A 26,349-nucleotide genomic window follows, 5' to 3' on the forward strand; every position below is an offset into this window, starting at 1 on the left:
GAGGTGCAGCGGCGTCACCGCGATGCCATGCCCGAAGCCCACCGTCAGCACCGATGACAGGCCCCAGTTGTTGGCCGGCGGCGTGAGCGGGCGGCCCGCTTCCAGCAGCTCGCCCGGCGCGCGATCCATCATGCCCAGCTGGCGCAGGAAGGATTCCTGCCGCTGCCGGCCCATGCGCTCGGCCATCTTCGCGGTGGCGACGTTGGAGGAATAGATGAGCGTTTCCGGCACCGTCAGCGGATAGCCCTTGGGGTGGCTGTCGGAGATGCGGAACCGTCCCACCGCGATGGGCGTGGTGGGAAAGCGCTCGTCCATCCGCGGCAGCACGCCCGCCTCCATCGCCATGGCGATGGTGAAGCCCTTGAAGGTGGACCCCAGTTCATAGACGCCGAGCGTCGCCCGGTTCATGTGGCTGGGCATGCCGACAAGGCCGCCGGGACGGTTGGAATCAAAGGCCGGCAGCGAGGCGAGCGCCACCACTTCGCCGGTGTGCACGTCCATCACCACGCCGGCGGCGCCGCTGGCCTTCTGCAGGTCCATCTGCGCCTTCAGCTCGGATTCCAGCGCCTGCTGCACCCGCACGTCGAGCGCGAGCGCCAGCGGCTGATCCAGCTTTGCCGGATCGGTCAGCCGGGCCTCGAAGGCGCGCTCGATGCCGCCTTCGCCGCGCCCGTCGATGCCGGTGTAGCCCACCAGATGCGCGGCGAGGCCGACGTGCGGATAGAGCCGCTCGGCTTCGCGCTCCAGCGTCAGCCCCGGCTCGCCCAGGCGGCGGATGGCTTCCGCCTGTTCGGGCAAGATGCGCCGCGTGATGTAGCGGAACTTGCCGTCGTGATGGATCGCCGCCCGGATCGACTCCTCCGGCCGCTCGGGCAGGATACGGGCCAGCGCCGCGATCAGCGCCTCCTTGTTGCCCATGATGTCGCGCGGGCGCGCGGCCAGCGCATAGGCTTCGAAGCTGGAGGCGAGCGTGACGCCGTTCCGGTCCACGATCTCGGCGCGGATATTGGGGTTCGCGGCGACAGGGAGGGCGCGGCGCGGCGGGCCGTCGAACAGCGACAGCTCCACCAGACGAACGCCCAGCAGGCCCGTCATGGCGATGAACAGCAGGATCCCGATCGCCAGGCGCTGGCGCGCGACTCCCAGAGCCATCTGGCGATGGCCCGGAAGGCGGACGGCGACGCGGGGCGCGGTGGCGGGGCTCATGTCAGCGGTTGGGGCCTCCGCTGGTTCCGAAGTTCATTTCCACTTCGCGCAGCAGGTCGGCCGGGGCCTCTGCCGGGCGCTCGATGGCGGGGCGGTCGGCGGGCGTGGCCGCCTGCACAGGCGCGGGGCGAACCGCAGGCGCCGGGCGCGGCGGGGCCTCCGCGCTCACCAGCAGGGCGCGCGGCGCGGCAGGCACCACGGGTGCGGCGGGCGCCAGATCGCGCACGGCCAGCTGCACGCGCGGCTGCGTCGCGGGCGGGGCCGCCGTCTCGATCGGGTCGCCATAGGCGGCCAGCTGCACTGGGTTCGCCAGATATTGCGTGGCACTGATCGGCACCATGCCCAGCACGCTGTCGTTCCAGCGCTGCAGTTGCGGCATGCGCATGCGCACGCGCAGTTCGGCCTCCAGCGCCTTCAGATCCGTTTCCAGGCTGGCGTTCTGCCGGGCGAGCCGCTCCATGTCGCGCCGCTCCGCCGCCACCTTCAGCGACAGCGAATAGCTGGTCACCGCGATGGCGATCGTGCCTGCGACCAGCCAGGCGGTGGAGGCCCAGGTGCGGCGGCCGGCGGATTTCGCAGGGGCTTCCCCGGCCCAGCCGCGCGCGTCGGGCGCCTGGCGCATCATGACTGCCATGTTCACCTCCCCTTTTTCTCGTTGGCGCGCACCCGCTGGCCCCAGGCCGGGGCAGCGGTGCGGCGCGCCCAGCGCAGCGTGGCCGAGCGGGCGCGCGGATTGGCCGAAACCTCGGCGTCGGACGGGCGCTCCGCCTTGGCGGGGCGCTCGAAACTGGGGGCATCGGCCGCGACCGACGCGGGCATGTGGCGGGAGCCGGCCGGCAGGCTGCCGGACCGTTCCGCCAGGAACCGCTTCACGATGCGGTCCTCAAGGCTGTGGAAGCTGACGACAGCGAGGCGGCCGCCCGGCTTCAGCACGGCTTCAGCCGCCTCCAGCCCGCGCTCCAGCTCGCCCAGTTCGTCGTTCACCCGAATGCGGATGGCCTGAAAACTGCGGGTCGCCGGGTCGCGCTTCGTGTCTTTCGGGGCCTTCACCACGCGCCGGATCAGCGCGGCGAGCGGGCCGGTCGTCTCGAACGGGCGGTCGGCCACGATCGCGCGGGCGATCCGGCGCGCGGCGGGCTCTTCGCCATAGTGGAACAGCACGTCGGCAATTTCGCCCTCAGGGGCGGTGTTCAGGAAATCGGCTGCGCTTTCGCCGCTGCCGGACAGCCGCATGTCAAGCGGGCCATCCGCCTGGAAGCTGAGCCCATAGGCCGGATCATCCATCTGGATGGAGGAGAAGCCGAGATCGAGCGCGACGGCGTCGGCGCTCGCCGCGCCCAGTTCATCCGCCATGTGCGCGAAGGTGCGGTTGAACAGCCGCAGGCGCGGCGCGAATTCCGCAACCATCGGCGCTGCGCGGACGATGGCGCGCGGATCGCGATCGAAGCCCTCCACATCGGCGCCCGCCATCAGCGCGGCGCGGGCATAGCCGCCGCCGCCGAATGTGCCGTCCACCACGCGCACGCCGGGACGAAGGGAGAGCGCGGCCATCACCTCCTCCAGCATCACGGGCACATGATCGAGGCCGGCGGCCCCGGCGCTCACTGCACCCTCCCGGCGAGAAGCGCCTTCACCAGCTTCAGCACGCGGGGGTCCTGCCCCTCCTGCGCAAGGAACTGTTCGGGGGACCAGATCTCGAAATGATGGCCGAGGCCCATGAACAGCACGGTCGTGCCGATCTCCCCAAGCTCCCGCATGAGCGGCGACAGGATGATCCGGCCGTTGTCGTCATATTTCAGATGCTCGGTCGCGCCGAAGATCGAGCGGGACTTCAGGTTCCGCCCCGGCCCGAAGTCGGCAGCGAACTCCTCGTCCAGCCGGGATTCGATGCGGTCGAAATAGGTGACGTCATAGCCGATCAGGCAGGGCGAATGCTCGTCAGGGCCGATCACCAGTTCCCGAGTCTGGCTCCGCGCCTCGATCGTCTCGCGCAGGGGCGCAGGAACGGACAGCCGATGCTTGGCATCGACTCCGTTCACATAAGTCCCTGAAAAATAACCGCGAATGACCCGATCCCCTCTTTCCGGGAGTGCGGGCGCCGGCGTTCTGCAAGGCGGGGGAATGCCTGTGCGAAAACGGCCTGACCACCTGCCAGCCCTGTGGAAAAGGGATAGCATGGGCTTTCATGGGTATTCAATGGGATTTTATGGTCAGACCGGTGGCACTCTCTGTAATTTGTTGGTTTTGAATATCTTTTTCGGACGCCTGGAATCGCCGAAGATTTGCAAACAATTGTGGATAAGTCTGTTGGGAATGGCGCGCGCCGGGGGCGATGCCGGCCGTCGCCCATGATTGCCCATGTCGTCCCGCATGGCCGGGTTCAGGGCAGCGGTTCGGCGACGCGGAAGGCATAGCGCCGCGCGGCGCGCACGCTGTCCAGCGTGTCGGATGTCAGGCGCAGGTGATAGCGGCCGTCCCCGTCCGGCACCTGCTGCAGATCGATGGTCGCGCCGTCCGTCAGCTTCACGCGGAGAAGCCGCGCGCCGCCCCAGTTGACGTCTGCGCCCGCCACGAAATCCTTCGCTGTCAGGTCCGCCAGCATGCGGGCCACCTCTACCGTGGCGTCCGGCGGCAGCAGCTTTGGCCCATCGGGCGTCAGTTCCTCGACGGCGGCGATGCGATCGGCCGGCACGCGCGGCGCTTCCAGCCGCGACCAGGCAGAGGGCCAAAGCGGCAGCGCCGGGGGTTTTGCGATCGTCAGCCGTTCGCCGCCGGGCCGGGCCTGGGCCTCGGTCGTCCAGAAATCCGCTTCCCCCAGCAGCTGCCCGTCCGCACCGGACAGCCGGATCGTCAGCGGCTCGCGCGCGTCCGCCGCCGCGCCGGCCGCCACCGGCCGGCCGCGAAGATCCTCCAGACGATCCAGCGCCGTTGCGATGCGCGCCGGATCGGCCGGGGCATCCGCCGCGCTGGGGATGATCCAGCCGCCATCCGGCCCGCGCGCCAGCAGCACCCGCGCCTCTCCGCGCTGAAGTTCGAGCCGGGCGACCTGATCGGGATCGAGACCCGGCAGCAGCGGCTGCGTGCCGCCCGCGCGCCACAGCTGTTGCGCGCCCAGCAGCAGCATCGGCGCGAGAATCAGCGCCAGCACAAGGCCCCGGCTGTTCAAAATCGGACCCTAGATCGAGACGGACCGATCCTCGCCGGCGGGCGCGGAACCGGACGGCCCGAACAGCCCGTCGCTGTTCGAGGAGGGGGCAACAGACGGCTGCTGCTCTTCGGGCGGCGGCGCAGGCGGGGCCTGAACCGTCTTTTCGCTGCCGGGGGCAACGCCAAGCTGGGCAAGGGGCTCACCAGGCTCGGAAGCCTGTGCGGCTTCGACCCTGGCCTGTTGCGCCGGGTCTGGCGCGAACAGAAGCGAGGCGACCGCCGTGATCAGAAATACGGCAGCCAACCCCGTGAGACCGGCACGGATGCGATCCATGAAAACGTATGTAGGGGCGCCGGAACCGAAAGTCGAGCGCCCGGCTTTACGGGCGCGTCAATGCCCATGACGGCAACAGGATCGCGTCAGTCCTGACGCCAGGGCGGCAGGGGCAGGTTCTTCTGGCGCAGCCAGTCCGGGTTCCAGATGGTGGAGAGATAGCGGCTGCCGTTGTCGCACAGGATTGTGACGATCCGCTTGCCCGGCCCCAGGTTCTGCGCCAGCCTCTCCGCGCCCGCCACGTTGATCGCGCTGGACAGGCCCAGATGCAGGCCGTCCTTCGCCATCAGCTCGTGGAGGATGGGGAAGGCTTCCCGGTCGGAGATGCGGAAGGCGACATCGATCGGCGCACCCTCCAGGTTGGCGGTGATCCGGCTCTGCCCGATCCCTTCGGCCACGCTGTTGCCCTCTGCCTTCAGTTCGCCGGTGGTGAACCAGCTGTAGAGCGCGGCGCCGTCCGGGTCCGCGAGGCCGATCGTCACATCGGGGTTGAACTCCTTCAGCCCCAGCCCCACGCCCGCCACTGTCCCGCCGGTTCCCGCCGCACAGATGAAGCCGTCCACCCGCCCGTCCAGCGCCTCGTGGATTTCCGGCGCGGTGGATTTGATGTGCGCCAGCCGGTTCGCCACATTGTCGAACTGGTTCGCCCAGACGGCCCCCGGCGTCTCTTCCGCCAGCCGGCGCGAGGTGTGCACATAATGGCCAGGGTTGGCGTAGCTGGTGGCCGGCACCAGCACCAGTTCCGCCCCAAGCGCCCGCAGCGCGTCCTTCTTTTCCTGGCTCTGGGTTTCCGGCATCACGATCACGGTGCGATACCCCAGCGCGCCGCCGATGACGGCCAGCCCGATGCCGGTGTTGCCCGCCGTCCCCTCCACGATGGTGCCGCCCGGCCGCAGCGCGCCGGAGGCTTCGGCGTCGCGGATGATCCACAGCGCGGCCCGGTCCTTCACCGATCCGCCGGGGTTCATGAATTCGCACTTCCCGAAGATGTCGCACCCCGTGCGTTCGGAAGGCCCCTTCAGCCTGACGAGGGGGGTCTGGCCGACGAGGCCGGCGATGTCGTTCGAAACCCTTGGCATGCCCTCTTCCTACCACGCCTGCCCCGGCTTTCCAGCGCCCCGGCGGCATAGGATAATCATGCAGCTTGAAAGCGGGGGCATTTCTGGCGATTGGCCCTTGGCATGGCTGCCCGCCTTCCCTTTGCCCGCCTGTCCTTCGCAGGCCTGGTCGCGCTGCCGCTGCTGCTGGCCGGCTGCCGCGGCGCGGACGAGGACGCGCCGCCGCTGCGCGTGGACGCGGTGGGCGACCGTGCGGCCCGCCTGCTGATCGCGGACGCCGTGAACGCCGGGCTGACCGCGCGCGACTCGGCGGGGCTGGTGGTTCCGGGCCTCGCGCAGAGCTGGCGCGTGTCGGATGACGGCCTCTCCATCGTGTTCCGCTTGCGGCCTGCGAATTTCGTCGGCGGCGCCGAGGTGAAGGCCGCCGACGTGGTCGCCTCGCTCAACCGCGCGCGGCGCGGCGGCGCGGGCGCCATGGCGCGCGATCTGCTGGCCGGCGTGACGGACGTGAACGCCCCCCTGGACAGTGTCGTCGAACTTCGGCTGTCCACCCCGCAGCCCGAACTGCTGGAGCTGCTCGCGACGCCGCCGCTCGCCGTCCGCTCGCGCAGGGGGCGGGAAACGGCCGGCGCCTTCCTGGCCGCGCCCCGGCAGGCCGGCAGCCAGGCCACCGCCCTGAAGGCGAACCCCCGCTATTTCGGGGCGGAACAGATGCAGCTGGCGGCGGCGGACATTGCGCCCCACCCGGCCGACGCCGCCATCCAGCGCTTCAACCGCGGCGAAATCGATCTGGTCGTGGGCGGCGGGCTGGATGGGCTGGGCGCTGCGCGGGTGACGGCGAAGCGCGAAACGCTGAGGCTGGAACAGCCGCGCGCCGCGCTGCTGCTGCTTTTGAACCAGAAGCAGGCCCCGCTGAAGGATGCCCGCGTGCGCCGCGCCCTGCAGATCGCAATCGATCGCCGGTCGCTTGGCGAAGCCTTTTTCGGCACCCGCGACGCGACCGAGGTGCGCGGGCTGACACCCGCCAACATAGCCGGCTATGCCCCGCCCGAACCCGCCTGGGTTCAGCAACCCTTCGTCGGCCGGCAGGAAGAAGCCCGCCGGCTGCTGGCCGAAGCCGGGTACGATCCCGCAACGAACCGGCTGAAACTGGCCGTGAGTATCGGCCAGTCCGACGGGGAAGCGCGCATCGTCGAACTGGCCGCGCGCGATCTCGCGGATGTGGGCGTCGACCTGACGCTGGTCAGGCGTGACGCCGAAGGCCAGCGCCGGGCAATCGCCGCCGGCGACTTCCAGCTGGCGCTGCAGCAGCGCGCCACCCCGGTGGACAGCCCCCTGCCTTTCCTGTGGCCCTTCCTGTGCAACCGCAACAGCCATGGCGTCTGCCTGCCCGAGGCCGACCATCTGTATGCCGACAGCTGGAAGGCCCCCACCCGCGCCGACCGCCTGCGCGCCCTTGCCGCCGCCGAACGGCTGTGGGCCGCCGATGTCGCCGCCATCGGCCTGGTACAGCCGCTGGGCTGGGCGCTGGTTTCCCCGCGCGTCGCGGGCTTCACCGCCAACAGCGGCGGCAGCCATTCGCTGCGCCATCTTTCCATCGATCCAAGCCGGAGATTCCTGCCATGAACGCCCCCACCGACATCGTGATCACCGCAGCCCGCCGCACCGCCATGGGCGGCTTCCAGGGCGATTTCCGCGACGTGACCGCGCCCGAACTGGGGGCCGCTGCGCTGAAGGCCGCCGTCGCCGACGCGAAGCTGGCCCCGGCCGACGTGGAGCAGGTGGTGATGGGCTGCGTGCTGCCCGCCGGCCTGGGGCAGGCCCCGGCGCGGCAGGCGGCGCTGAAGGCGGGCCTTGATCTGGGCGCCGCCTGCGTGACGCTGAACAAGATGTGCGGATCGGGCATGAAGGCTGTGATGGACGCGCATGACGCGCTGAAGGCCGGCTCCGCCGCCATCATCGCAGCGGGCGGGATGGAGAGCATGACCAATGCGCCCTATCTGCTGCCCAAGGCGCGCGGCGGATACCGCATGGGCCATGGCCGGGTGATGGACCACATGTTCCTGGATGGCCTGGAGGATGCCTATGAGCCGGGCCGCGCCATGGGCACCTTCGCCGAGGAAACCGCCCGCGCCTATCAGTTCACCCGGGAGGCGCAGGACGCCTATGCGCTGGAATCGCTGGCCCGCAGCCAGCGCGCCATCGCGGACGGCAGCTTTGCCACCGAAATCACCGCCGTCGCCACGAAGGCGGGCGAGGTGCTGGTGGACGAGCAGCCCGGCAAGGCCCGGCCCGACAAGATCCCCGGCCTGAAGCCCGCCTTCGCGCCGGACGGCACGGTGACGGCGGCGAACGCCAGCTCCATCTCGGACGGGGCGGCCGCGCTGATCCTGATGCGCCGCGAAACGGCCGAGGCGCGCGGCCTGACGCCGCTGGCCACCATCCTGGGCCACAGCGTGCATGCACAGAAGCCCGCCCTGTTCACGACGGCGCCCGTCCCCGCCATGCAGAAGCTGATGGGCAAGCTGGGCTGGAGCGTGGAGGGCACCGACCTGTTCGAGGTGAACGAGGCCTTTGCCGTGGTGACGATGGTGGCGATGCAGGAGCTGGGCATCCCCCACGCGAAGGTGAATGTGAACGGCGGCGCGACAGCGCTGGGCCATCCCATCGGCGCGTCGGGCGCGCGCATCCTCGTCACCCTTATCCATGCCCTGCAGAAGCGCGGCGGGGGCCGGGGTGTCGCCAGCCTGTGCATCGGTGGCGGGGAGGCGACCGCGGTGGCGCTGCACGTGCAGTGATGCACTGCAAAACAACCCGCTTCCACGCCCCCCGGCTTGCTGTATAGAGTCTGGAAAACAGCCAGGCAGGGAATCCATAACGCATGAAATTGGTCGTTGAACGCGCCGCACTTCTGAAGGCGCTGGGCCATGTGCAATCTGTGGTCGAACGGCGGAACACCATTCCGATCCTGTCCAACGTGCTGCTGTCGGCAGACGGCCAGTCCGTGCGGCTGATGGCGACCGATCTTGATCTCCAGATCGTGGAGGAAGTGCCCGCGACCGTGGAAACGGCCGGGGCGACCACGGTTTCGGCCCACACCCTGTTCGATATCGTGCGCAAGCTGCCGGATGGCGCGCAGGTGACGCTGGATGCCGCCGCCTCCAAGATGGCGGTGACGGCCGGGCGGGCGCGCTTCTCTCTCCAGACCCTTCCGCGGGAGGATTTCCCGGTGATCGGCGAAAGCGACCTGCCGGTCTCGTTCAGCCTGCCCGCCGAAACGCTGGTGACGCTGATCGACAAGACCCGCTTCGCCATCTCCACGGAAGAGACGCGCTATTATCTGAACGGCATCTTCGTGCATGCGCCGGCCACGCCCGGCGGCACGCTGCGCGCCGTGGCGACCGACGGCCACCGGCTGGCCCGGGTGGAAATCCCGCTGCCCGAAGGCGCGTCCGGCATGCCGGACATCATCATCCCCCGCAAATGCGTGGCCGAGGTGCGCAAGCTGCTGGACGAACGCGGCGGCGATGTGGGGATTTCGCTCAGCCAGTCGAAGATCCGCTTCTCGATCGGGCAGGCTGTCCTCACCTCCAAGCTGATCGACGGCACCTTCCCCGATTACAGCCGCGTGATCCCCACCGCGAACGACAAGCTGCTGAAGATCGACCCCGCGACGCTGCGCGAGGGCGTGGACCGGGTGACGGCGATCGCCTCTGAAAAGACCCGCGCGGTCAAGCTGAGCCTGGATCGCGACCGCGTGACGCTGAGCGTGACCAGCCCGGAAAACGGCACCGCGAGCGAAGACGTGCCCGCCGACTATTCGGCGGCCGGTTTCGACGTCGGCTTCAACAGCCGCTATCTGATCGACATCCTCGACCAGGTTGAAGGCGACCTTGTCGAAGTCCATATGGCGGATGCCGCCGCCCCCACGCTCATCCGCGAAGCCGAGGACTCCGAAGCCCTCTATGTGCTGATGCCGATGCGGGTGTGAGTGTGATCCGGGCGGCCGACGCCGGAGACTGAATGCCGATCAAGAAGCCAAAGGCGGTCAAGCTGCCGACGCCCTTCGCCGACCTCCATACCTCGGAGGATGACGATGCGCGCCGTCGCGCGCTGCTGATGAAGCGCGAACTGGAGGCGGCCGACGGCTTTTCCTGGAACGCCCCGCGAAAGGGGCTGATTTCGCGCTGGCGCGAACAGCCGCTGTACAAGACGCTGTTTGCCGTTGGCGCCGCCGGCATGGGCGCGGCGATCGTCGCCGCCTTCCTGGTTGCGATGGACAGCGGCATCGAGGTGCCGGAACGGGTGATCTATCTGGAAAGCTGGCGGGGTGACCGCACGGCGGAGGATGCCGTTTCCGAACGCGAGGAAGCGATGGCGAAGCTGAGGGCGCAGGTGGAAGCGAACCGCCGCGCCTATGAGGCGGAGCAGGCGCGGCTGAAGGCGCTGGAGGCCGAGCGCGCGGCCGCGCGCGCCGCGACGAGCTGAGGTGACGGCCGCCGCCGACGCCAGATGGATGGCAGCCGCGCTGGCGCTGGCCCGGCGCGGGCGCGGGCGGACCGGCGCCAACCCCAATGTCGGCAGCCTGCTGGTGACGGCGGGCCGCGTCGTCGGCCGCGGCTGGACGCAGGATGGCGGCCGACCCCATGCGGAGGCGATGGCGCTGGCGGAAGCCGGGAACGCGGCGCGCGGGGCGACCGCCTATGTCACTCTGGAGCCCTGCGCCCATCTTTCGCCCCGCGGGCCGGCCTGCGCCGACACGCTGGCGGCGGCCGGCATCGCCCGCGCAGTCGTCGCCATGGTGGACCCGGACGAACGGACGGCCGGACAGGGGCTGGCGCGGCTGAAAGCCGCCGGCATCGATGTCAGCCACGGCCTGATGGAGGCGGAGGCGCGACGCGAACTCGCCGGCTTTACCGGCCGGCTGGCGACGGGCCGCGCGGAGCTGACGCTGAAGCTCGCCCTTTCGATGGACGGGCGGCTGGCGATGGCGGACGGGCGCAGCCAGTGGATCACCGGAGAGCCGGCCCGCGCCTATGCCCATGCCCTGCGCGCCGAAGCCGATCTGGTGCTGGCGGGCGGCGGCACGCTGAGGGCCGACGCCCCGCACCTGACGGCGCGGCTGCCGGGCAGCACGGCGCCGCAGCCGCTGCGCGCCATTCTGACCGCCGGCCCCGTGCCCGACGGCTTCATTGCCCTTCCCTCGTTGGCCGCACTCGATGCGCTGGTCGCGGAGCGGCAGCTGAATCGCATCCTGTGCGAAGGCGGCGGCGGGCTGGCCGCAACCCTGTTGGCAGCCGGACGCGTGGACCGGCTGGCGATCCTGCGCGCCCCCATCCTGATCGGCGACGGCATCGGGCTGGAAGCGCTGAAGCCCGCAGATCTGTCGGAAACCCACGGCCGGTGGCGGCTGGCGGACAGCCGGATGCTGGGCGTGGACCGGCTGGAGCTCTATTCCCCGGCCTGATCGGCCGCCGCCTCTGTTTCGGGCACCAGCCGACTGTAGCGGTTCGGCCGGTTCGCCGGATCGCGCCAGTGCCGGCCCAGCAGCCACAGGATTCCGCCGGCCACCCCCATCGGCAGGCTGGTGAACAGCAGGCCAAGCGCGGACAGGTTCAGGCTGCGGCCCGGCGCGATGCTGTCCAGCAGCTGGGGATTGCCGAAGGTGGCCGACAGCAGCAGCGTCAGCGCGACGCCGGTGCCGGCCGCGCCCAGCAGGATCAGCCCGGCCGGGATCAGGCGCCCGTCCGGCTCGGTCAGCAGGCCCAGCAGCAGCGGGATCAGCGCGACCAGCACATAGACGAGCAGGGCCAGATGGGTCTGGACGCTGCCGCCCTCGTGGAAGGCGATCGACCCGAACACGGGCGCCAGTGCCAGCAGCACGATGGCGAGCAGGTACAACAGCACGGCAGCGATCTTGCGCAAGGGCCCCTCCCGCAGGGGCAGCCCCGATTGCCCCCGCACGCCGCGACGCTAGCACGCGGGCCCTCGCAGATTCCAGCCCTTTCCCTGCGGCAAGCGGCAGCCTAAACCCGCTTCATGTTCACCGGAATCATCACCGACGTCGGCGAGATCGTGGGTATCGAGCGCAAGCCCGGGCAGGATCTGAGGCTGTCGATCCGCACCGCCCTGGATCTGGCATCCGTCGCCATCGGCGCCTCCATCGCCTGCTCCGGCGTCTGCCTGACGGTCACCACGAAGGGGGCAGACCGCTTCACCGTGGATGTGTCGGGCGAAACGGTCAGCCGCACGGCGGCCGCCATGTGGGCCGAAGGCGCGAAGCTGAACCTGGAGCGCTCGCTGAAGGTGGGCGACGAGCTGGGCGGCCATATCGTGACCGGCCATGTGGACGGCATCGGGCGGGTTGAGCTGGTGGAACGGGTGGACGGGTCGCACCATATCGCTGTCCGCGCGTCGGCCGCGCTGGCGCCGATGATCGCGCCCAAGGGATCGATCGCGGTGGACGGCGTCTCTCTGACGGTGAACGCGGTGGACGACGAGCCGGACGGCAGCGCCATCTTCCACCTGAACATCATCCCCCACACCGCCGAATGGACGACGCTGGGCGGCGCGGCGCCGGGGCGGGAGGTCAACCTGGAGGTGGACGTGCTGGCGCGCTATCTTCAGCGCATGGCGGGGCGCGCCATCACATCCTGATGTGAAGAACAGGGTTGCGCATCACATAGTCATGTGAGAAGGCCGGTGAATGGCACAGCAGATTCTCGACCGCATCCGCGACCATCTGGCCGAAACCGGCCTCAGCCGATCAGGCCTTGCGAAGGCCGCCGGGCTTCACGCCAACACGCTGCGCGATCTGGACGACGCCGGCTGGAACCCGACGGCGGACACGCTGAAGAAGCTGGAGGCCTTTCTGTCGGGCGCCGGCCCTTCGCCGCTGGTGCCGATCGAGGAGATCATTGCCGAGGCGCGCAATGGCCGCATGTATATCCTGGTGGACGACGAGGACCGGGAAAATGAAGGCGACCTGATCATTCCGGCGCAGATGGCGACGCCGGACGCCGTCAATTTCATGGCGACCCATGGGCGCGGTCTGATCTGCCTGTCGCTGTCGAAATCGCGGGTCGATCAGCTGGGCCTGCCGCTGATGTCCTCGATGAACCGCACCCGGCACGAGACCGCCTTCACCGTTTCGATCGAGGCGAAGGAGGGGGTGACGACGGGCATTTCCGCCGCCGACCGGGCGCGGACCATCGCGGTCGCCATCGACGGATCGAAGGGCGCCGAGGCGATCGTGACGCCGGGCCATGTGTTCCCGCTGGTTGCCCGCAACGGCGGCGTGCTGGTGCGCGCCGGCCATACCGAGGCGGCGGTGGACGTGAGCCGGCTGGCGGGGTTGAACCCTTCGGGCGTGATCTGCGAGATCATGAACGAGGACGGCACCATGGCCCGCCTGCCGGACCTGATCCCGTTCGCGAAGAAGCACGGCCTGAAGATCGGCACCATCCGCGACCTGATCGCCTATCGGATGCGCCACGACCATCTGGTGGCGAAGGTGGCCGAGGTGGAGATCGAGAGCGAGCATGGCGGGAAATGGACCGCCATGACCTATGCCAACACCGCCGAATATGCCGAGCATCTGGTGCTGCAGAAGGGCCGCATCGATCCGGCGAAGCCGACGCTGGTGCGGGTGCATGTGGTGAACGCCTTCGCCGACCTGTTCCACGAGGCAGGCGGGCGATCCGGCCTGATCGGAAAGGCGATGAACTGTATCGCCGCCGAAGGATCGGGCGTGCTGATCCTGATCCGCGACAGCCGGGCGGACGGCCTGTCGCAGCAGATGAAGGCCAGGGGGATGGGCGAGTTCAACACCGTTCGCGAACTGGGCGTCGGCTCGCAGATTCTCGTCGACCTGGGGGTGGACGAGATGGAGCTTCTCACCACCGGGCACCGGGCCTATGTGGGCCTTGAAGGCTATGGCCTGAAGGTCGTTTCCGAACGGCCTCTGATCGATTGAGGGGGCAACATGGCCAAGGTTCTGATCGTCTGCGCCGGTTTCTACCGGCACATCTATGACCTGCAGCTGAAGGGCGCGATCGACGCACTGGAGGCCGGCGGGCACAAGCATGAGCTGGTGGAAGTGCCCGGCGCGCTGGAGATTCCGGCCGCGATTTCCATGGCCGCCGACAGCGGCGCCTATGACGCCTATGTGGCGCTGGGCTGCGTGATCCGGGGCGAGACCTTCCATTTCGAGATCGTCTCCACCGAAAGCGCCCGCGGCATCATGGCGCTGACGCTGGACGGCCTGCCTGTCGGCAACGGCATCCTGACGGTGGAGAATGAAGCGCAGGCGCTGGTGCGCGCCGATCCTGCGCAGAAGAACAAGGCCGGCGAGGCCGTGGCGGCCGCCCTTGCCCTGTTGGAGCTGAAGCGCCGCTTCGGCTGAACGCCCCGCCGCGCTTTGCCATTCGCGCGCCACGCGCTAAGGGCGCGCGATGGCATCGCAACCGATCACCGACCTGTCCCGAATCCGCAACTTCTCGATCATCGCGCATATCGATCATGGGAAGTCCACGCTGGCCGACCGCCTGATCCAGGCGACCGGCGGCCTGACCGAGCGCGAGATGTCGGCGCAGGTGCTGGACAATATGGACATCGAGAAGGAGCGCGGCATCACCATCAAGGCGCAGACCGTGCGCCTTGATTACAAGGCCAAGGACGGCAAGACCTATATCCTGAACCTGATGGACACGCCGGGCCATGTGGATTTCGCCTATGAGGTGAGCCGGTCGCTGGCGGCCTGCGAGGGCGCGCTGCTGGTGGTGGACGCAGCGCAGGGCGTGGAAGCGCAGACGCTGGCGAACGTCTATCAGTCGATCGAGCATGACCATGAGATCGTGCCCGTCATCAACAAGGTCGATCTGCCGAGCGCCGAGCCGGAGAAGGTGAAGGCCGAGATCGAGGAGATCATCGGGCTGGATGCATCCGAAGCGGTGCTGGCCAGCGCCAAGAGCGGGCTGGGCATCGGGGACGTGCTGGAAGCCATCGTGAAGAAGATCCCGCCGCCCAAGGGCGACGCGACCGCGCCGCTGAAGGCGATGCTGGTGGACAGCTGGTACGACCCCTATCTGGGCGTGGTGATCCTGGTGCGGGTGATCGACGGGGTGATCCGCAAGGGCCAGCTGATCAAGTTCATGGCCGGCGGCACCGAGCATCTGGTGGACCGGGTGGGCGCCTTCCGCCCCAAGATCGAGCAGCTGCCGCTGCTGGGGCCGGGCGAGGTGGGCTTCATCACCGCCCAGATCAAGGAAATCGCGCAGGCACGGGTGGGGGACACGATCACCGACGTGAAGCGGCCCGCAGCACAGGCGCTGGAAGGCTTCAAGGAAGTGCAGCCCGTGGTGTTCTGCGGCCTGTTCCCGACGGACGCCGCCGATTTCGAGAAGCTGCGCGACAGCATCTACAAGCTGCGCCTGAACGACGCGAGCTTCAGCTTCGAGATGGAGACGTCGGCCGCGCTGGGCTTCGGCTTCCGCTGCGGCTTCCTGGGGCTGCTGCACCTGGAGATCATCCAGGAGCGGCTGAGCCGCGAATATGACCTTGACCTCATCACCACGGCGCCCAGCGTCGTCTACAAGGTGTTCCTGACCGACGGCACCGAGCTGGAGCTTCACAACCCGGCCGACATGCCAGATCCGGTGAAGATCGATCACATGCAGGAGCCGTGGATCGAGGCGACCATCTATGTGCCGGACGAGCATCTGGGCGCGATCCTGAAGCTGTGCCAGGACCGGCGCGGCATCCAGAAGAACCTGACCTATGTGGGCGGCCGGGCGCAGCTGACCTACGAACTGCCGCTGAACGAGGTGGTGTTCGACTTCTATGACCGGCTGAAGTCGATCAGCCGGGGCTATGCCAGCTTCGACTATCACCAGACGGGCTATCGCGAGGGCGACCTGGTGAAGATGTCGATCCTTGTGAACGGCGAGCAGGTGGACGCGCTGTCCATGATCGTCCACCGCGACGCGGCGGAAGCGCGCGGCCGGCACATGTGCGAGCGGCTGAAGGACCTGATCCCGCGCCACCTGTTCAAGATCCCGATCCAGGCCGCCATCGGCGCGAAGGTGATCGCGCGGGAAACGATCGCGGCGCTGAGGAAGGACGTGACCGCCAAATGCTATGGCGGCGACATCAGCCGGAAGAAGAAGCTGCTGGAGAAGCAGAAGGAAGGCAAGAAGCGGATGCGGCAATATGGCAGCGTCGATATTCCGCAGGAGGCCTTCATCGCCGCGCTGAGGATGGGCGACGAGTGACGGCGGCCGGCCGGGCCGGCGATCCCGTTCAGCTTTTCACACTTTTCCCACTCGTGACGGGGCAAAGGCCGTGTTTCCGCCTGCCTTCCCTTATCCACGATGCAAAGAGCGCAGGGGAGACTAGGCGGCCCATCGCCTGTAGGACAGGCCGGCTGGCAGGGGGTATCCGATGGACGGCTTCGATGCGGAACGGGCGGCCTGGATCATCACCGCCGCCTATGCGCTGACGCTGCCCCTGCTGGCGCTGGCCTGGCGCGGCAGCGCGCCCGGCCGCGAGCGGATCTTCTGGTCGCTGGCGCTGCTGGGGGTGCTGGCCCTTGCCCTGAACAAACAGCTGGACCTTCAGACCCAGCTGACCGCCTTTGGCCGGCAGATGGCGCGCGACGGCGGCTGGTACGCGGCGCGGCGCGAGGTGCAGCGGCTGTTCATCATCGGGCTGGCCGCGGGGATGGCGGCGGTGGCGCTGGGGCTGGGCTGGATGGCGCGCAGGCTGGGCGGGCCCGTGTGGGTGACGCTGGCGGGTCTGCTGATGCTGGGCGGCTTCGTGCTGCTGCGCGCGGCATCGTTCCACCATGTCGACCGGCTGCTGCGCACCGGCCTTCTGGGCACGCGCGCCTGGGTGGTGATCGAGCTGGCGGGGATCGCCGTGGTGCTGGCGGGCAGCGGCTGGGCGGCCTGGCGTGCGCGGCGCGCCCCTACCCCTAGTCCCTTAGGCTGAGGAACGCCCTGTCGCCCCTGAGCGCGCCCCACCATGTGAGGGGGTTCAGCGTCTGCGAGCCATCGAGGCTGAAGGTGGTGAATTCGGCGCGGCCGACGATGTTTTCATAGGGCACGAGGCCGAGCCCGCCGATTTCGGGGGGGACGCGGCTGTCCATCGAATTGTCGCGGTTGTCGCCCATCAGGAACAGCGCGCCGTCCGGCACCGTGACGGGGCCGAAATTGTCGCGCTCGGTCAACGCCATGTCCAGCGTGTTGTAGCTGCGGCCGTTGGGCAGGGTTTCCCGGAAGGTGGGGAAGCGGCAGACGGGGACGCCGGCGGCGTTCAGCCCCCGGAACTGCGGCATGTAGGGGCAATCCGTGTTGGGCGAGACGCGCAGCTCGGTATCGGGCTGCTGCACGCGCGGCACCGGCTTTCCATTGAGGATCAGCTGGCCGTCGCGGATTTCCACCACGTCCCCGGGCAGGCCGATCACGCGCTTGATCCAGTCCGCGCCGTCGGCCGTGCTCTTGATCACGATGATGTCGCCCCGGTCCGGATAGCTGCCGAACAGGCGGCCCGGAATGTGCGGCAGGACCGGAACCGACGGGCTGAGATAGGAGAAGCCGTAGGGGAATTTCGACACGATCAGCCGATCCCCCACCAGCAGGTTCGCCATCATCGATTCCGACGGGATGTAGAAGGGCTTGGCGATGAAGCTGTGGATGCCCAGCACGATCAGGATCAGAACCGCCCATTGCTGGATCTCGCGGCGCCAGCTGAAGGGCTCTTTCGGGGGCTTGGTCACGTCTGGCGCGGAAGCGTTCATGCAGCACTCGCGGTTATGAGCACGATGGCCTGTGCCCAGGGATGATCGTCTGTGAGGGTCAGGTGGATATCGGCCTTATGCCCCGGCGGCGTGATGGCGGCAAGGCGCGCAGCCGCGCCGCCCGTGAGATGGAGCGTGGGGCGGCCCGACGGCAGGTTCACCACGCCGATGTCGCGGAAGAAGACGCCGCTGCGGAAGCCGGTGCCCAGCGCCTTGGCGGCGGCCTCTTTCGCGGCGAAGCGCTTGGCATAGGTGGCCGTACGGGTGAGCTGGCGGCGGTTGGCCTTTGCCTGCTCGGTTTCGGTGAAGAGGCGGTCGATGAAGCGCTGGCCGAAGCGGTCGATCGAGTTCTGGATGCGATCGATGTTGCACAGGTCGTTGCCGAGGCCGAGGATCATCATGTGCGGGCTTCATCCATCAGCGCGCGCATCTGCCGGATCGCGGCGTCCAGCCCGATGAACACGGCTTCGCCCACCAGGAAATGGCCGATGTTGAGTTCCGCCAGCTGGGGGATCGCCGCCACCGGGGCGACATTTTCGAAGGTGAGCCCGTGGCCCGCATGCACTTCCAGCCCCAGCGAGGCGGCCAGCGCGGCGCCGGCGCGCAGATTTTCGAGCGCATCCGCCTCGCCATGGGCATAGGGGCCGGTGTGCAATTCGACGACGGGCGCGCCCAGCCGGGCCGCCATCTCGATCTGGCGCGGATCGGGCGCGATGAACAGCGAGACGCGGATGCCGGCCCCCGACAGCCGCTGGATCAGGGGGGCCAGATGGTTGTGCTGGCCGGCGGCATCCAGCCCGCCTTCGGTGGTGCGCTCGGCCCGGCGTTCGGGCACGATGCAGGCGGCATGCGGGCGGTGCCGGAGCGCGATGGCCAGCATCTCGTCGGTCGCCGCCATTTCGAGGTTCAGCGGCAGCGCGATGCCCGTCACCAGCTCGGCGATGTCGGCATCCGTCATGTGGCGGCGATCTTCGCGCAGATGCGCGGTGATGCCGTCGGCGCCGGCCGCCGTCGCCAGCTCTGCGGCGCGCAGGGGGCTGGGATGCGCGCCGCCCCGCGCGTTGCGGATGGTGGCGACATGATCGATGTTGACGCCGAGGCGCAGCCGGCTTGCGGCCCTGGCCGTCACGCGGCGCGGCTTCCGGGCTTTACCGCCGGGATCGCCGCCAGGTCTGGCGGCAGGTTGTCGGGCGAATAGCTGGACACGGCGAGGCGGATGAGCGGGGTGAAGGGCACACCCAGATCGGCGGTGCCGGCCGAGCGGTCGACAAGGCTGGCGGCGTGGATGACCCGGCCGCCGGCGTCCTCTATGGCGCGGATCGCTTCCCGGCTGGAGAGGCCGGTGGTGACGACATCCTCCATCAGGATCACCTTCATCCCCGGTTCCAGCCGGAAGCCGCGCCGGAGTTCGAAGGTGCCGGTGGGGCGTTCCACGAACATGGAGAGGAGGCCGAGCGCGCGGGCCAGTTCATGGCCGCAGATGAGGCCGCCCATGGCGGGCGCGATCACCGCCTGCGCCTGCGCCTTCACCCCGGCGGGGAGCTTTGCCGCCAGCGCCTTCGCCAGCCGTTCGGCGCGGGCGGGATCCATCAGCACGCGGGCGCATTGCAGGTAGCGCGGGCTGCGCAGGCCGGAAGAGAGGATGAAATGCCCTTCCAGCAGGGCGTCCGCCGCGCGGAATTCGGCCAGGATCTCGTCGTCTGTCATGCGCCCCCGCTTAGCGGGCGGGGGCGCATCTGTCAGCATCCGTCAGAAATCGTAGACGAGGGTTATCCGCGTGGTGGTGTCGAGCTTTTCGAGGCCCAATGGCGGCTCCTCCTCCCACGCGAGGTTGAAGCTGAGGCGGGTGCTGAGCGATCCGAACAGCTTCGAGGTGAGCGCCGCCGTGTTGCTGATGGAGGCGGCGCTGTCGAGGAAGATGGCGGTGTCGTTGGTGAAGGCGGTGCTGTCGGAGAGGGCCCACAGGAAGCGTGACGCGCCGCGGGCGGCAACCGTGTTCTCGCTGTAGGTGACGAACTTCGTCTGCCGCAGCGCCGGGCCGGCCTCCAGGTCCCACTTCACCGCTTCGCCGTCGACGGCGCGCCAGCCAAGGCCCGCGGATTCGGCGAAGCGCCGCTGGATCCCGGCCTCGCGGTTGCGTTCATATTCGAAGCGGCCCCAGGCATAGAGACGGCCGGAGAATTTATAGTCGATCTGGTAGCCCGCTAGGATGCGTTCCTGATCGGCGCCGCCGTCGTTGTCGACGATGTCGACGAGCGCATCCGCCCGGTGCCGCCAGTTCAGGCCGTCGCGCTCGAGGTTGAGGCCGATGGTCAGGCTCTTCGTCTGGCTGTTGCCGGTGGAGACGGAGGCGCCGAGCTGGCCCGCGCCTTTCCAGCCCTCGAAGAAGCCGGCGCTTGCCAGCTGGGCTTCGCGCTGGGCCGCCTTCGTGGCGGCGATGTCGGCGACGATCCGGTCGATCTCTGCCTCTGCGCCCTTGTTGGTTTCCTTGGCGACGGCGACGACGGCGGCGATCTTCGCCGGATCACCGGAGTTGGCCGCCGCCTCCACCATCTGGCGGACGGCGGGTGGCAGATCGGATTGCGCCCATGCCGGATGCGCCAGCGCGGCGGACGCGGTGAGCAGGATGATGGCTCGATGGATCGTCATGGTTCCCCCCGTTTCGAAGACCGGCCGTTTACGGAGTTCTAGCACGGCGGAATGCCCGGAATGGGGAAATTCGGGGAGTCGGCCTCAGAAATCGTAGACGAGCGTCACCCTTGTGGTGGTGTCGAGGCGCTTGAGGCCGGCGGGCGGGTCCTCTTCCCAGCCCAGATTGTAGCTGAGCCGGGTGCCGATGGAGCCGAACATCTTCGACGTGAGCGCCGCCGTGTTGCTGAGCGAGGCCGCGTCGTCGACGAAGAGGGCGGTGTCGTTGGTGAAGCGGGTGACGCCGGAGAGATCCCAGGCGAAGCGCGAGGCGCCGCGGCCGGCCACGCTGTTTTCGGAATGGCTGTCGAAGCGCGTCTGCCGGAGTGCGGGGCCGGCCTCGAGATCCCAGCGGAAGGGGCCGCCCTGCACGGCGCGCCAGCCGATCCCGGCCGATTCGGCAAAGCGGCGGCGGATCCCGGCCTCGCGGTTGCGTTCATATTCGACGCGGCCCCAGCTGTAGAGCCGGTCGGAGAATTTGTAATCGATCTGGTAACCCGCGAGGATGCGCTGCTGATCCTTGCCGTTGCGGTTGTCGGTGATGTCGAGGATGGCGTCTGCACGGTGCCGCCAGTCGAGCCCGTCGCGTTGCAGGTTCAGCCCGAAGGTGAGGCTGGTCAGCTCGCTGTTGCCCGTGGCGTGGGAAGCGCCGAGCTGGCCCCTGCCCTTCCAGTTGTCGAAATAATCGGCTTCGGCCAGTTTCGCCTGATGTTCGGCCGCGCGGATGGCGGCGATTTCGGCCACGATCCGGTCGATCTCGGCCTCGGCGCCCCTGTTCGTCTGCTTGGCGAAGGCGACGACCACGTCGATCTTCGCCTTGTCGCCGGTGTGGGCGGCGGCCTCCACCATGGCGCGCACGGGATCGGGAAGCGCCGGGGCGGTCGTGCCTGCAGCGGTGGGGGCGGTTGCGGAGGAGGCAGCCGGCATCACCGCGAGACATGCGGCGGACAGGATCAGGCGCATCGAAACTCCCCCGGGCATTCGTTCGTGATGATAGCGCTAACGGTTCGAGAAAGCCGGAATCGACCGGCCCATGCAAGCGAAAAATCGGCCATGGGGTGGCGGCTATCCCTGAAGGCGGTCTGCGGACACCACCAGGTTCGGTGCGCGCAGGCCGGCGATCAATTCCGCCAGATGCTTCAGATCGTCGATCTCGACATCCATGATGAAGCGGTGGTGCGCCCTGTCGCGATCCTTCAGTTGCAGGTTCACGATGTTCGCGCCCTGCTGGGCGAGGATCGAGGTGACCTGCGCCAGCGCGCCGGGCTCGTTCATCACCACCACCTCGATGCGGGCCGTGCCGGAGGCGACGTCGGGCGCCCAGCGCAGATCCACCCAGTCGCCATCCTCGGCCGCGGCGAGGCGGGGGCAATCGATGGTGTGGACGACGATGCCCTTGCCGGCCACGCGCAGCCCCACGATGCGGTCGCCGGGGATGGGCATGCAGCACTGCGCCATTTCCATGCCGCCCGCGTGCGAATCGCCATCCACCAGGATCGCGCCCTCGGGCGATTTCGGCGGGCTCTTGCGCCGGGCCTTGCGCTTTTCGGCAGAGCCGGGAACCAGCGCTTCCAGGAGCTGCGCGTCGGACACCTGCTGCCGGGCCAGCGCCACGAACAGCGCCGGCTGGTCGGCAAGCTTCAGCCGCCTGAGCGCGGCCGACAGCGCCTCTGCCCCGATCTCCACCTTCAGCCGCTTCAGCGCGTCCTCGAACAGCGCCTCGCCCGTTTTCAGCTGGGCGGCGCGTTCGCGCTGGCGCAGGTGGCGGCGCACGGCCGAGCGCGCCTTGGCGGTGACGACGAACTGGTCCCAGGCGGAATCCGGCGTCTGCGCCGAGGAACGGAGGATTTCCACCTGATCGCCATTGGCAAGGCGCGTGCGCAGCGGCACCACCTTGCCGTTTACCCGCGCGCCGACGCAGGTGTCGCCCAAGGTGGTGTGGACGGCATAGGCGAAATCGACGGGCGTGGAGCCACGTGGCAGCTGGATCAGTTCGCCCTTGGGGGTGAAGCAGAAGAGCTGGTCCTGGAACATCGCGATGCGGGTGGATTCCAGCACCTCTTCGGGCGACTGGGCGGTTTCGAGGATCTCCAGCAGGTCCGACAGCCAGGGATAGTCGGTGCCGCCCGCCCCCTTTTTCTGCTTGTAGGCCCAATGGGCGGCCATGCCGAACTCCGCCTCCACATGCATGTCGGCGTCGCGGATCTGCACCTCGATCCGCATCTTCGCACGATCGATGAGCGTGGTGTGGAGCGACCGGTAGCCGTTGTTCTTGGGGTTGGAGATATAATCCTTGAACCGGCCCGGCACCATCGGCCAGCGCCGGTGCAGCGCGCCCAGCGCCCGGTAGCAATCATCCGCGCTGCGCGTGACAACGCGGAAGGCCATCACGTCGGACAGCTGCTCGAACGGGACATGCCGTTCCTGCATCTTGCGGAAGATGGACCAGGGCCGCTTTTCCCGGCCGCGCACGTCGTCCACCAGCACGCCCGCCGATTCCAGCGTGTGGCGGATGCCGCTTTCGATGCGCTTCACCGTGTCTCCGCCGCCGGCGCGCAGCGATTCGAGCCGCTTGGTGATGGACTGGTAGGCCTCAGGTTCCAGCTCGGCGAAGGACAGCTCCTTCAGCTCGTCCATGAAGCCGTACATGCCGATGCGTTCGGCAAGCGGGGCATAGATGTCCATCGTTTCCCGCGCGATGCGGCGGCGCTTGTCCGGGTTCTTCAGATATTTCAGCGTCCGCATGTTGTGCAGGCGATCCGCCAGCTTCACCAGCAGCACGCGGATGTCATCCGACATCGCCAGCAGGAAGCGGCGCAGGTTTTCCGCCGCGCGCTCGCTTTCCGTCTGCGCCTCGATGCGGGAAAGCTTCGTCACCCCGTCCACCAGCCGGGCGACATTTTCCCCGAACAGGCGGCGGATATCCTCTGGCGTCGCCACCGTGTCCTCGATCGTGTCGTGGAGGATGCCCGTCACGATCGTCTCGTCGTCGAGGCGGAGATCGGTGAGGATGCCGGCGACCTCGATCGGGTGGGAGAAATAGGGATCGCCCGATGCCCGAAGCTGGGAGCCATGGGCCTTCATCGAGAAGACATAGGCGCGGTTCAGCAGATCCTCATCCGCATCCGGGTCGTAGGTCTTCACCCGTTCCACGAGTTCATACTGGCGCAGCATAGACGGTCAGTATGTAGGAAGGGGGCAGGGAGGAAAGAAGAAAGTTTTATTGGGCCTGCGGCGGGCAGGGCGCTGCCCTGCACCCGGCAGGAGCCTGCGGCCCCTGCACCCACGGGATTCGGATTTCCGTGCGGATGGTATCAGATTATGGACAACCACTCTTTTATGGCGTCTGAAACGAAAGGCCAGCCGGGTACCATGAGCTTCAATCGCTTCATCACGCTATGGACTCATCCGGACTATCCTCCCCATGCCGTATCGGAAGATGAGCTCAGTCAGGCGGAGGTTCGCCTTCAGACGAAGCTGCCGGCCGAGTACCGCAACGCCGTTCTTCAATTCGGCCTGCCGCGCCCGACAATCCAGCTATTGGATACCATCGTTGATCGGGAGCTCGACTTAAGGGACGTGAGCGATTTCCTAAGCCCGACTGATTTGGTAGCGGCGACGGAAGATTGGCGAGAGATGGGGCTGCCTGAAGGCCTCGTTGCCTTCGCGACCGACTGTATGGGGAACTTGTTCTGCTTCCCAACGGAGGGGGGCACGGAGGCCGAGGGTTCGATCGTATTTTTCGATCATGATGATCAAACAGTGGATCTGATCGCGCCATCCTTCATCCAGTGGGTCGACGAGTTTTGCGGATTGGCGCCGCACTGAATGCCCGCGAGGTGTGAGCGGAAAGAAGCCGCAGCGCCAAGCTACCGCCGATAAACCTCCCGCCGATTGCCTAGCCGGATCACGGTGATCCGCATCACCCCATCCTCAATGTCGGCGATGATGCGCCAGTCGCCCACGCGGTATTTCCAGAAGTCACCCAACATTTTGCCACGCAGCGCCTCGCCGATGCTGCGCGGGTCGTCCAGCGGGGCGATGCGGTCGCGCAGGTAGGTCAGAATACGCTTTGCGACTTGCGGATCCAGCTTGCGGAGTTGCTTGGTGGCGCTGTCGGAAAGCTCAATCCGCCAGGCCATATTCGGCCAGCAGATCGGTCAGCGGAATAGTGGCTTCGGCGCCGGCGCGGATGCGGGCGAGGATTTCGCTCGACAGATGCGCGTCCTCCAGATCGTCGATATGCTCGACGATGGCCTCGGTTGCATAGAAAGTCTTGGAGCGCCCCGTGAGCGTTGCGAGCGCAGACAGGCGGTTTTCGACATCGTCGGGCAGGCGGAGCGAGATGGGCACGGCAGGAAGATAACATTGCGATACGTGTATCGCAAGCGGCGACAATCGCTCCGCCATTGATGCAAAAAGGGCGGTGCCTTCCGGCACCGCCCCTTTGTATCGCCTGACTGTCAGCCAGATCAGCGCGAATAGAACTCGACCACGAGGTTCGGTTCCATCTTCACCGGGTAGGGCACTTCGTCCAGCGTGGGGACGCGGACGTAGGTGGCCTTGAAGCCTTCGACCGACACATATTCCGGCGCGTCACGCTCGGACGATTGCATGGATTCCAGAACCAGCGTCATTTCGCGACCCTTGCTGCCCAGTTCGATCACGTCGCCCGGCTTCACCAGCGCGGAGGCGATGTTGCACTTGCGACCGTTCACCAGGATGTGGCCATGGTTCACGATCTGGCGGGCGGCGAACGGGGTGGGGGCGAACTTGGCGCGGTAGACCACCGAGGCCAGGCGGCGCTCGAGCAGGCCGATCAGGTTCTGCGAGGTATCGCCCTTCATGCGGACGGCTTCGGCATAGACCTTCTTGAACTGCTTTTCGGTGACGTCGCCGTAATAGCCCTTCAGCTTCTGCTTGGCGCGCAGCTGGATGCCGAAATCCGACATCTTGGACTTGCGGCGCTGGCCGTGCTGACCGGGGCCATATTCGCGGCGGTTGATCGGGGACTTCGGACGGCCCCAGACATTCTCGCCCATGCGGCGGTCGAGCTTGTACTTGGCGCTGGTGCGCTTCGACATATTTCCATCCTTCGCTGGCTGCGGCGACATTGCCGTCAGCACGGCCCTTCCGGGGAAGGGCGAGCCTGGACCCGCGCACCCTGCCAGCCCCGGACGGGACATGTCAGGATGGGCCACCGCTTCACCAGGCGTGCGGGGCCGAATGCGAAGGCGGGCCGTTAGCGGCGGATGGGCGCGAGGTCAAGATGCTGCGGCGGGCAGCGCCTTCCGAATCCTTGACCATAAGGGCCCAAAGCGGCTAGACGCGCGGCCCTGCCCGAATTTTCAAGACACGAGAAGAGGCCTGCATGGCACGCGTCACCGTTGAAGACTGCATCGAGAAGGTTCCGAACCGCTTCGAGCTGGTTCTGCTGGCCGGCCAGCGCGCCCGCCAGATTTCCGGCGGCGCCGAACTGACGCTGGACCGCGACCGGGACAAGAACCCCGTTGTCGCGCTGCGCGAGATCGCCGAGGAAACGGTTTCCCCCGAGGTGCTGTCGGACAAGATCGTCACCGACCTGCAGAAGGTGCGGATCGACGAGGATGACGTGGCCGACGACGTGGGTTCGCTGGCGGCTGCCGCCGAAGCCCTGCGCCTGACGGCCGCCGCGCCGCCGCGCAACCAGAACCTGGGGCCTGATTACGAGTGAGCCGGAAGGCGGCTGCGCTTAGCGCGCAGCGCTGACGCGCGGACTCGCCGTAACGACCGGCCGGCATGAGAAAGGGCGGGGGCATTCCCCGCCCTTTCTGCATGTCCGACGGCGCGGCTTTGCCGCGCTGTTCTTTTTTGCCCCTCAGGCGGCGGGCATCCGCCCGCCTTGGCTTCCTCCGCTGCGCTCCGGGCGCGCGGTCGCGCTTGCGGCCCTGCGGGCCGGATCTTGTTTGGCCCCTCAGACGCCGGGCGGCGGGCATCCGCCCGCCTTGGCTTTCCTTCGCTTCGCTCCGGGCGCGCGGTCGCGCTTGCGGCCCTGCGGGCCGGGAGTTGATGCGGCCGGCCGGATGCCCCCCCTAGCGCACCGCGAACAGCGACAGTGGCACAAGGCAGCTGAACCCCAA

Annotated in this window: 30 protein-coding genes; 12 read left to right on the top strand and 18 right to left on the bottom strand. The window is 68.1% G+C overall.

The genetic code is table 11. The features are described 5' to 3' along the window. The 7 genes from ACE3O8_RS06060 to ACE3O8_RS06090 form a co-directional block, all read right to left on the bottom strand. Window positions 1-1,206: peptidoglycan D,D-transpeptidase FtsI family protein (locus ACE3O8_RS06060; protein WP_374387830.1), on the bottom strand; the 1,206-nt coding region annotated here is incomplete at its 3' end. A gap of 1 nt (window position 1,207) precedes the next feature. Next, window positions 1,208-1,840 carry a hypothetical protein gene (locus tag ACE3O8_RS06065; protein WP_374387832.1) on the bottom strand — a complete coding sequence of 211 codons (633 nt, stop codon included), beginning with the start codon at window positions 1,838-1,840 and terminating at the stop codon, window positions 1,208-1,210. A 2-nt stretch (window positions 1,841-1,842) separates the two neighbouring features. Next, the gene (gene rsmH / locus ACE3O8_RS06070; protein ID WP_374387834.1) at window positions 1,843-2,811 is read right to left on the bottom strand and encodes a 16S rRNA (cytosine(1402)-N(4))-methyltransferase RsmH; all 969 of its coding nucleotides are present in this window, start codon (window positions 2,809-2,811) and stop codon (window positions 1,843-1,845) included. Further along, window positions 2,808-3,245 (bottom strand): division/cell wall cluster transcriptional repressor MraZ, encoded by a 438-nt coding sequence (locus ACE3O8_RS06075; RefSeq protein ID WP_374387837.1) that lies wholly within the window; start codon window positions 3,243-3,245, stop codon window positions 2,808-2,810. Before ACE3O8_RS06075 ends, rsmH begins: the two co-directional genes overlap by 4 nt. A 341-nt stretch (window positions 3,246-3,586) precedes the next feature. Next, window positions 3,587-4,354, bottom strand: coding sequence for a hypothetical protein (locus ACE3O8_RS06080; protein ID WP_374387839.1), 768 nt, complete (start codon window positions 4,352-4,354; stop codon window positions 3,587-3,589). A 27-nt stretch (window positions 4,355-4,381) separates the two neighbouring features. Beyond that, window positions 4,382-4,687: a hypothetical protein gene (locus tag ACE3O8_RS06085; protein ID WP_374387841.1), complete on the bottom strand. Its 306-nt coding sequence runs from the start codon at window positions 4,685-4,687 to the stop codon at window positions 4,382-4,384. 86 nt (window positions 4,688-4,773) lie between these two features. Further along, on the bottom strand, window positions 4,774-5,766 hold the full coding sequence (locus ACE3O8_RS06090; protein ID WP_374387843.1) for a cysteine synthase A: 993 nt from the start codon (window positions 5,764-5,766) through the stop codon (window positions 4,774-4,776). A 102-nt stretch (window positions 5,767-5,868) separates the two neighbouring features. On the opposite strand from ACE3O8_RS06090, the gene ACE3O8_RS06095 reads away from it, so the two are divergent. From ACE3O8_RS06095 to ribD, 5 genes are all read left to right on the top strand, one after another. Further along, window positions 5,869-7,371 (top strand): ABC transporter substrate-binding protein, encoded by a 1,503-nt coding sequence (locus tag ACE3O8_RS06095; protein WP_374387846.1) that lies wholly within the window; start codon window positions 5,869-5,871, stop codon window positions 7,369-7,371. After that, window positions 7,368-8,543, top strand: coding sequence for an acetyl-CoA C-acyltransferase (locus tag ACE3O8_RS06100; protein WP_374387848.1), 1,176 nt, complete (start codon window positions 7,368-7,370; stop codon window positions 8,541-8,543). Before ACE3O8_RS06095 ends, ACE3O8_RS06100 begins: the two co-directional genes overlap by 4 nt. Window positions 8,544-8,626: 83 nt before the next feature. Next, complete coding sequence (gene dnaN, locus ACE3O8_RS06105) at window positions 8,627-9,736, top strand: DNA polymerase III subunit beta (protein ID WP_374387850.1); 1,110 nt, start codon at window positions 8,627-8,629, stop codon at window positions 9,734-9,736. A 32-nt stretch (window positions 9,737-9,768) separates the two neighbouring features. Next, complete coding sequence (locus tag ACE3O8_RS06110; RefSeq protein WP_374387852.1) at window positions 9,769-10,233, top strand: hypothetical protein; 465 nt, start codon at window positions 9,769-9,771, stop codon at window positions 10,231-10,233. A gap of 28 nt (window positions 10,234-10,261) precedes the next feature. Continuing rightward, the gene (ribD, locus tag ACE3O8_RS06115) at window positions 10,262-11,212 is read left to right on the top strand and encodes a bifunctional diaminohydroxyphosphoribosylaminopyrimidine deaminase/5-amino-6-(5-phosphoribosylamino)uracil reductase RibD (protein WP_374387889.1); all 951 of its coding nucleotides are present in this window, start codon (window positions 10,262-10,264) and stop codon (window positions 11,210-11,212) included. Here the strand turns inward: ribD and ACE3O8_RS06120 are convergent. Then, complete coding sequence (locus tag ACE3O8_RS06120) at window positions 11,197-11,670, bottom strand: hypothetical protein (RefSeq protein ID WP_374387854.1); 474 nt, start codon at window positions 11,668-11,670, stop codon at window positions 11,197-11,199. The genes ribD and ACE3O8_RS06120 overlap by 16 nt on opposite strands. A 114-nt stretch (window positions 11,671-11,784) precedes the next feature. Here ACE3O8_RS06120 and ACE3O8_RS06125 point away from each other — a divergent pair, with 114 nt between their 5' ends. From ACE3O8_RS06125 to ACE3O8_RS06145, 5 genes are all read left to right on the top strand, one after another. Further along, window positions 11,785-12,402 (top strand): riboflavin synthase, encoded by a 618-nt coding sequence (locus ACE3O8_RS06125; RefSeq protein WP_374387856.1) that lies wholly within the window; start codon window positions 11,785-11,787, stop codon window positions 12,400-12,402. A 49-nt stretch (window positions 12,403-12,451) separates the two neighbouring features. Further along, window positions 12,452-13,720, top strand: coding sequence for a 3,4-dihydroxy-2-butanone-4-phosphate synthase (ribB, locus tag ACE3O8_RS06130; RefSeq protein ID WP_374387858.1), 1,269 nt, complete (start codon window positions 12,452-12,454; stop codon window positions 13,718-13,720). 9 nt (window positions 13,721-13,729) lie between these two features. After that, entirely contained in the window at window positions 13,730-14,149 is a 420-nt protein-coding gene (gene ribH, locus ACE3O8_RS06135; protein ID WP_374387860.1) for a 6,7-dimethyl-8-ribityllumazine synthase, read from the top strand. A gap of 64 nt (window positions 14,150-14,213) precedes the next feature. Next, window positions 14,214-16,016: a translation elongation factor 4 gene (lepA, locus tag ACE3O8_RS06140; protein WP_374387891.1), complete on the top strand. Its 1,803-nt coding sequence runs from the start codon at window positions 14,214-14,216 to the stop codon at window positions 16,014-16,016. Between the two features lie 169 nt (window positions 16,017-16,185). After that, window positions 16,186-16,734: a hypothetical protein gene (locus ACE3O8_RS06145; RefSeq protein ID WP_374387862.1), complete on the top strand. Its 549-nt coding sequence runs from the start codon at window positions 16,186-16,188 to the stop codon at window positions 16,732-16,734. Here the strand turns inward: ACE3O8_RS06145 and lepB are convergent. The 7 genes from lepB to ACE3O8_RS06180 form a co-directional block, all read right to left on the bottom strand. Beyond that, a complete protein-coding gene (gene lepB, locus ACE3O8_RS06150) occupies window positions 16,718-17,542 on the bottom strand; it encodes a signal peptidase I (RefSeq protein ID WP_374387864.1) in 825 nt (274 codons plus the stop codon). The genes ACE3O8_RS06145 and lepB overlap by 17 nt on opposite strands. Continuing rightward, window positions 17,539-17,940, bottom strand: a complete 402-nt coding sequence (acpS, locus tag ACE3O8_RS06155) for a holo-ACP synthase (RefSeq protein ID WP_374387867.1) — start codon at window positions 17,938-17,940, stop codon at window positions 17,539-17,541. Before acpS ends, lepB begins: the two co-directional genes overlap by 4 nt. Further along, the gene (locus tag ACE3O8_RS06160; protein ID WP_374387869.1) at window positions 17,940-18,671 is read right to left on the bottom strand and encodes a pyridoxine 5'-phosphate synthase; all 732 of its coding nucleotides are present in this window, start codon (window positions 18,669-18,671) and stop codon (window positions 17,940-17,942) included. Before ACE3O8_RS06160 ends, acpS begins: the two co-directional genes overlap by 1 nt. Beyond that, complete coding sequence (pyrE, locus tag ACE3O8_RS06165) at window positions 18,668-19,249, bottom strand: orotate phosphoribosyltransferase (RefSeq protein ID WP_374387871.1); 582 nt, start codon at window positions 19,247-19,249, stop codon at window positions 18,668-18,670. The genes ACE3O8_RS06160 and pyrE overlap by 4 nt, the downstream gene beginning before the upstream one ends. Before the next feature lie 42 nt (window positions 19,250-19,291). Continuing rightward, the gene (locus ACE3O8_RS06170) at window positions 19,292-20,191 is read right to left on the bottom strand and encodes a YdiY family protein (protein ID WP_374387873.1); all 900 of its coding nucleotides are present in this window, start codon (window positions 20,189-20,191) and stop codon (window positions 19,292-19,294) included. An 84-nt stretch (window positions 20,192-20,275) separates the two neighbouring features. Beyond that, window positions 20,276-21,193, bottom strand: a complete 918-nt coding sequence (locus ACE3O8_RS06175) for a YdiY family protein (protein ID WP_374387875.1) — start codon at window positions 21,191-21,193, stop codon at window positions 20,276-20,278. A 102-nt stretch (window positions 21,194-21,295) separates the two neighbouring features. After that, window positions 21,296-23,404 carry a bifunctional (p)ppGpp synthetase/guanosine-3',5'-bis(diphosphate) 3'-pyrophosphohydrolase gene (locus tag ACE3O8_RS06180; RefSeq protein WP_374387877.1) on the bottom strand — a complete coding sequence of 703 codons (2,109 nt, stop codon included), beginning with the start codon at window positions 23,402-23,404 and terminating at the stop codon, window positions 21,296-21,298. Between the two features lie 198 nt (window positions 23,405-23,602). Here ACE3O8_RS06180 and ACE3O8_RS06185 point away from each other — a divergent pair, with 198 nt between their 5' ends. After that, on the top strand, window positions 23,603-24,058 hold the full coding sequence (locus tag ACE3O8_RS06185) for an SMI1/KNR4 family protein (RefSeq protein WP_374387878.1): 456 nt from the start codon (window positions 23,603-23,605) through the stop codon (window positions 24,056-24,058). A gap of 41 nt (window positions 24,059-24,099) precedes the next feature. Here the strand turns inward: ACE3O8_RS06185 and ACE3O8_RS06190 are convergent, their stop codons facing one another. From ACE3O8_RS06190 to rpsD, 3 genes are all read right to left on the bottom strand, one after another. Next, window positions 24,100-24,372, bottom strand: a complete 273-nt coding sequence (locus ACE3O8_RS06190; protein WP_374387881.1) for a type II toxin-antitoxin system RelE/ParE family toxin — start codon at window positions 24,370-24,372, stop codon at window positions 24,100-24,102. Further along, complete coding sequence (locus tag ACE3O8_RS06195; protein WP_374387883.1) at window positions 24,356-24,583, bottom strand: TraY domain-containing protein; 228 nt, start codon at window positions 24,581-24,583, stop codon at window positions 24,356-24,358. Before ACE3O8_RS06195 ends, ACE3O8_RS06190 begins: the two co-directional genes overlap by 17 nt. A gap of 119 nt (window positions 24,584-24,702) precedes the next feature. After that, on the bottom strand, window positions 24,703-25,314 hold the full coding sequence (gene rpsD / locus ACE3O8_RS06200) for a 30S ribosomal protein S4 (protein WP_374387885.1): 612 nt from the start codon (window positions 25,312-25,314) through the stop codon (window positions 24,703-24,705). Between the two features lie 287 nt (window positions 25,315-25,601). Here rpsD and rpoZ point away from each other — a divergent pair, with 287 nt between their 5' ends. Further along, entirely contained in the window at window positions 25,602-25,943 is a 342-nt protein-coding gene (rpoZ, locus tag ACE3O8_RS06205; protein WP_374387887.1) for a DNA-directed RNA polymerase subunit omega, read from the top strand. The last annotated feature ends 406 nt before the right edge of the window (window positions 25,944-26,349 follow it).

Source organism: Sandaracinobacter sp., from assembly GCF_041909755.1.
Lineage (GTDB): Bacteria > Pseudomonadota > Alphaproteobacteria > Sphingomonadales > Sphingomonadaceae > Sandaracinobacteroides.

Coding starts and splice junctions, on each gene's coding strand:
- dnaN (WP_374387850.1), top strand. CDS start 8,627: ATGAAATTGGTCGTTGAACGCGCCGCACTTCTGAAGGCGCTGGGCCAT.
- ACE3O8_RS06185 (WP_374387878.1), top strand. CDS start 23,603: ATGAGCTTCAATCGCTTCATCACGCTATGGACTCATCCGGACTATCCT.
- pyrE (WP_374387871.1), bottom strand. CDS start 19,249: ATGACAGACGACGAGATCCTGGCCGAATTCCGCGCGGCGGACGCCCTG.
- rpoZ (WP_374387887.1), top strand. CDS start 25,602: ATGGCACGCGTCACCGTTGAAGACTGCATCGAGAAGGTTCCGAACCGC.
- ACE3O8_RS06095 (WP_374387846.1), top strand. CDS start 5,869: ATGGCTGCCCGCCTTCCCTTTGCCCGCCTGTCCTTCGCAGGCCTGGTC.
- ribH (WP_374387860.1), top strand. CDS start 13,730: ATGGCCAAGGTTCTGATCGTCTGCGCCGGTTTCTACCGGCACATCTAT.
- ACE3O8_RS06090 (WP_374387843.1), bottom strand. CDS start 5,766: ATGCCAAGGGTTTCGAACGACATCGCCGGCCTCGTCGGCCAGACCCCC.
- ACE3O8_RS06100 (WP_374387848.1), top strand. CDS start 7,368: ATGAACGCCCCCACCGACATCGTGATCACCGCAGCCCGCCGCACCGCC.
- ACE3O8_RS06145 (WP_374387862.1), top strand. CDS start 16,186: ATGGACGGCTTCGATGCGGAACGGGCGGCCTGGATCATCACCGCCGCC.
- ACE3O8_RS06110 (WP_374387852.1), top strand. CDS start 9,769: ATGCCGATCAAGAAGCCAAAGGCGGTCAAGCTGCCGACGCCCTTCGCC.
- ACE3O8_RS06175 (WP_374387875.1), bottom strand. CDS start 21,193: ATGCGCCTGATCCTGTCCGCCGCATGTCTCGCGGTGATGCCGGCTGCC.
- ACE3O8_RS06180 (WP_374387877.1), bottom strand. CDS start 23,404: ATGCTGCGCCAGTATGAACTCGTGGAACGGGTGAAGACCTACGACCCG.
- ribD (WP_374387889.1), top strand. CDS start 10,262: ATGGCAGCCGCGCTGGCGCTGGCCCGGCGCGGGCGCGGGCGGACCGGC.
- ACE3O8_RS06065 (WP_374387832.1), bottom strand. CDS start 1,840: ATGGCAGTCATGATGCGCCAGGCGCCCGACGCGCGCGGCTGGGCCGGG.
- acpS (WP_374387867.1), bottom strand. CDS start 17,940: ATGATCCTCGGCCTCGGCAACGACCTGTGCAACATCGATCGCATCCAG.
- ACE3O8_RS06125 (WP_374387856.1), top strand. CDS start 11,785: ATGTTCACCGGAATCATCACCGACGTCGGCGAGATCGTGGGTATCGAG.
- ribB (WP_374387858.1), top strand. CDS start 12,452: ATGGCACAGCAGATTCTCGACCGCATCCGCGACCATCTGGCCGAAACC.
- ACE3O8_RS06190 (WP_374387881.1), bottom strand. CDS start 24,372: ATGGCCTGGCGGATTGAGCTTTCCGACAGCGCCACCAAGCAACTCCGC.
- ACE3O8_RS06085 (WP_374387841.1), bottom strand. CDS start 4,687: ATGGATCGCATCCGTGCCGGTCTCACGGGGTTGGCTGCCGTATTTCTG.
- rpsD (WP_374387885.1), bottom strand. CDS start 25,314: ATGTCGAAGCGCACCAGCGCCAAGTACAAGCTCGACCGCCGCATGGGC.
- ACE3O8_RS06170 (WP_374387873.1), bottom strand. CDS start 20,191: ATGACGATCCATCGAGCCATCATCCTGCTCACCGCGTCCGCCGCGCTG.
- lepB (WP_374387864.1), bottom strand. CDS start 17,542: ATGAACGCTTCCGCGCCAGACGTGACCAAGCCCCCGAAAGAGCCCTTC.